The organism is Gemmatimonas sp., assembly GCF_044345575.1.
Classification (GTDB): domain Bacteria; phylum Gemmatimonadota; class Gemmatimonadetes; order Gemmatimonadales; family Gemmatimonadaceae; genus Gemmatimonas.
On the sequence record NZ_JBIJAW010000341.1, the window covers coordinates 1 to 3,474 of the forward strand.

The following is a 3,474-nucleotide window of genomic DNA, read 5'->3' on the forward strand; positions in this document are numbered from 1 at the left end:
CCTCGTTCCCGTCACGAATTTCGGTGGCGTTCAGGAGCTGTGGGACGCCTCGGGCAAGGTGGTGACCACGCTGCAGCGCACGCCGCTGCGCGAGAATGCGCGTGACGGTGGAGACGCCCCGCCGGTCGTCGCGGTGGCCAGCGATACGGGCAAGCGGAACGTGCAGTGGAATCCCATCGGCCCGGGGCTGCTGTACGTGCAGAACGTGCCAGCGCCCGCCGCTCCCGCCACGCCGCCGGCCAACGGCGCGGCGCGCAACGAAGGCGGGCCGAGTGCCCGCGCTGGCAACGCCCCGGTGCAGGTGCGCGCGCCGCGTGGACTTGTCGTGGTCTGGAAAGCCCCGTTCGGCCCCAACGATACCACCGTGCTCTATCGCGGTGGCCCGCAGCTCAGCACCGTGCTCTTCAGCCTCGACAGCAGCACGATGTTCGTGAGCGACAGCGGCGCGGTGATCGCCGTGCGTGTGAAGAATCCGCAGGAGCGCTACAACCTTGGCCGCAACGTATCGCTCCCCGCCATCATCACCGGTTTTGGCGGTGGCTTGGGTGGTGGCCGCAGCAACAGCGACAGCACGGCGGGCACGCTCGTGAGCCGCAAGGTGGGCAACGCCACCTACGTGCTGCTGGCCAAGGACGGCAAGCAGGTGGCGCTCACCGGTACGCGCGCCCCGGGCGCCAACTGGTTCAAGCAGGCGCCGCGTCCGTGGCTCGACCGCATGGACATCACGAGCAAGACACGCTCGCGCCTCATGGATTCGCCCGCCGACAGCTACGAAGAGTTCGTGGCCGCGCTGGACGCTGACGTGCAGCAGTTCATCGTGACGCGCGAGAATCGCACCACCATCACCGACGCGTGGCTGCGCACCGCCGGCACGTCCGACGCAAAGCAGCTCACGAAGAACGTGGACGTGGGCCCCGAGGTGAGCCAGGCGCAGTTCAAGCGCTTCCAGGTCACGCGCCCACGCGACGGCAGCAAGTACTGGGTGGAAGTCACGCTGCCGCGCGACTGGAAGCCGGGACAGAAGCTGCCCGGGATCATCTGGTTCTATCCGCGGGAGTACAGCACGGTGAACCAGTACGAGCAGTCACGGCAGAGCGTGAACATCAACGCCTTCCCCACCGTCCCGTCGGCGCGTCCGGCCAGCAGCATGCAGCTGTGGGTGAGCCAGGGCTACGCGTTCATCCAGCCCGACATCCCCATCTACGGCGATGCCGGGCGCATGAACGACAACTACACGCGCGACCTCGAGGAGAATCTCGACGCCGTGCTCGACGCCGCGGTGGACAGCGGCTTCGTGGATCGCGACAAGATGGGGATCGGCGGGCACAGCTACGGCGCGTTCAGCACCGTGAACGCCATGACCCTCATGCCCAACTTCAAGGCGGGTATCGCCGGCGACGGCATGTACAACCGCACGCTCACGCCGTTCGGATTCCAGAGCGAGCGCCGCAACTTCTTCCAAGCGAAGGAGACGTACATGGACATGTCGCCGTTCCTGCGCGCCGACAAGCTCGCGGGTGCGCTGCTGCTGTACCATGCATGGGAAGATCAGAACCAGGGGACCGCGCCCATGAGTTCCACGCGCCTGTTCGCCGCGCTGCAGGGACTCGGCAAGCCTGCGTCGCTCTACATGTACCCGTACGAAGATCACAGCGTCGCCACCTACGCCAGCGACCTCGACCTGTGGGCGAGATGGGTGGCGTGGATGGATGTGCACGTGAAGAACGGCGGGAAGGTGGAGCAGCCGAGGGCAGTGCAGCCGTAAGTCGTCGACTCACTGAAAGCTGATGACCGAAGACTGAAAGCTCCTCTGCCCTCACAAGTGCTCTCCGCTACGGCAGAGATCTCGATGGGGGAGGGGAGTTTTCAGCTTTCAGCTCTCGGTCGTCAGTGCGTTGTCGTGATCGTACCTTGAACGACATGCCCCCCACCTACTTCCCCACTCCCGCCGCGTTCCGCGCATGGCTGTTCGAACATCACGAGACCGCCACCGAACTCGTCGTCGGATTCCACAGAACTGGCACCGGAACGCCGAGCATGACGTGGACGGAAAGCGTGCGCGAGGCGCTCTGCTTCGGATGGATCGACGGCATCCGCAGGCGCGTGGACGACACCCGCTACACCATCCGCTTCACGCCGCGCAGGAAAGGGAGCATCTGGAGCGCGGTGAATGTGAAGCACGTGGAGGAGCTCATGGCTACGGGGCTCATGCAGGCGGCGGGGCTGCGGGCGTTCGAAGCGCGAAAGGACGCGAAGAGTGGTGGGTATTCGTTCGAGCAGCGCACGGTGGAGCTGCCCGCCGCATACACCGCCGTTTTCCGCAAACATCGCAAAGCTTGGCAATGGTTCGAAGCCAGCGCCCCGAGCTATCGCAAAGCCGCCGTCTGGTGGGTGGTGAGCGCCAAGCGTGAGGAGACCCGCGAAAAGCGCCTGCAGCAGCTGATCGAATGCTCGGCGGAGGGGGCGCGGTTGCCGCAGATGCGGCCGAGCGGGCGGTAGGCCGACCGATAGCTGAAAGCCGACAGCTGAAAACTCCCCCAGCCCCGTAGCGCATCCTGGGGGAGCTTTCAGCCATCAGTCATCGGCTTTCAGTCGTCGCCGTGCACTGATCCCATCCCAATCTCCGCCCATCCCTATATTCCGTTCATGTCCGAACCCCTCGCCGCTCCTGTCCCCGGCTTCCGTCCCGTGCCTCGCACGGGCGTCATTTACGTGATGGATCGCGCGCGGGAACTCGGCTTCCGCATGGGCGCTGAGGGATGGTGCAACCTCGGGCAGGGGCAGCCGGAAACGGGGCCGTTGCCTGGGGCACCGGATCGGCCGAGCGATGTAACCATCAGCGCCGACGACTACGAGTACGCGCCGGTGGGTGGCATCGACGCCCTTCGGAAGGCGGTGGCGAACCTGTACAATCAGCGCTACCGCCAGGGGAAGACGAGCCAATACGGCCCGGAGAACGTGTGCATCTGTGGTGGCGGCCGTTCGTCGCTCACGCGCGTCGTGGCCTCACTCGGCAACGTGAACCTCGGGCACGTACTCCCCGACTACACCGCCTACGAAGAACTGCTCGAGATCTTCGGCACGTTCAGCGCCATTCCGCTGCTCCTGGAGCCCGAAGCGGGGTACGCGCTGAGCACCAAGAACCTGCGCCGTGAAATCACCGGCCGCGGACTCGGGGCGCTGCTGCTGTCGAACCCCGCCAATCCCACGGGGCGCGTGCTGCGCGGCAGCGCGCTGAACGCCTGGGTGCACGAGGCGCGGGAACTCAAGTGCACGCTGATCCTCGACGAGTTCTATTCGCACTACCTCTGGGATGAGGGGCTGGTCGAAGGGGCCACGGTGAGCGCGGCCGAGTTCGTGGACGACGTGAACAGCGACCCGGTGGTGATTCTCGATGGGCTCACCAAGGGGTGGCGTTGCCCCGGCTGGCGTTTGAGCTGGATCGTGGGCCCGGCGAGTGTGATCGAAGCGGTC

At 65.9% G+C, this 3,474-nt stretch carries 3 protein-coding genes; all 3 read left to right on the forward strand.

All coding sequences use genetic code 11. The annotated features are described in order from the left end of the window. Nucleotides 1–1,765, forward strand: a 1,765-nt coding sequence (locus ACIQ6O_RS14745) for an alpha/beta hydrolase family protein (protein ID WP_396208541.1), incomplete at its 5' end; no start/stop codon positions are given. A gap of 155 nt (nucleotides 1,766–1,920) precedes the next feature. After that, entirely contained in the window at nucleotides 1,921–2,499 is a 579-nt protein-coding gene (locus tag ACIQ6O_RS14750; protein ID WP_396208542.1) for a YdeI family protein, read from the forward strand. Nucleotides 2,500–2,646: 147 nt separating this feature from the next. After that, nucleotides 2,647–3,474: aminotransferase class I/II-fold pyridoxal phosphate-dependent enzyme (locus ACIQ6O_RS14755; protein WP_396208543.1), on the forward strand; the 828-nt coding region annotated here is incomplete at its 3' end.